This is a genomic window from Burkholderia sp. Bp9143, from assembly GCF_003853645.1.
In the GTDB taxonomy this organism is placed as follows: Bacteria; Pseudomonadota; Gammaproteobacteria; order Burkholderiales; family Burkholderiaceae; genus Burkholderia.
This window is the reverse complement of record NZ_QTPO01000159.1, coordinates 1-665: the sequence shown is the minus strand read 5'-3', so window position 1 is coordinate 665 and position 665 is coordinate 1. Positions and strand designations below refer to the sequence as shown.

Annotated in this window: 1 protein-coding gene; it reads left to right on the top strand. The window is 64.7% G+C overall.

Annotated elements, in window-relative coordinates:
* Positions 1-665 (top strand): phosphate ABC transporter substrate-binding protein PstS (gene pstS, locus DIE23_RS39120; protein ID WP_124618215.1); only part of this gene is annotated, 665 nt, incomplete at both ends.

Below are 665 nucleotides of genomic sequence, written 5' to 3'. Positions count from 1 at the left end.
GCGAAGACGGTCGATTTTGCCGGTTCGGACGCTCCGCTGAAGGATGACGAACTCGCGAAGGAAGGCCTGTTCCAGTTCCCGACGGTGGTCGGCGGCGTGGTGCCGGTCGTCAACGTGCCGGGCGTGAAGGCCGGCGAACTGACGCTGTCGGGCCCGGTGCTCGGCGACATCTACCTCGGCAAGATCAAGAAGTGGAACGACCCGGCGATCGCCGCGCTGAACCCGAAGGTCAAGCTGCCGGATACGGACATCGCGGTCGTTCGCCGTGCTGACGGTTCGGGCACGAGTTTCATCTGGACGAACTACCTGTCGAAGGTCAACGACGAGTGGAAGTCGAAGGTCGGCGAAGGCACGACGGTCAACTGGCCGACGGGCACGGGCGGCAAGGGCAATGACGGCGTCGCGGCCTTCGTGCAGCGCCTGCCGGGCGCAGTCGGCTACGTCGAGTGGGCGTACGCGAAGAAGAACAACATGGTCTACACGGCCCTGAAGAACTCGACGGGCACGGTGGTCGAGCCGAAGACGGAAACGTTCAAGGCCGCTGCTGCAGGCGCGAACTGGACGAAGTCGTTCTACCAGATCCTGACGAACCAGCCGGGCAAGGAAGCATGGCCGGTCGTCGGCGCGACGTTCGTGCTGCTGCACGCGAAGCAGGACAAGCCGGA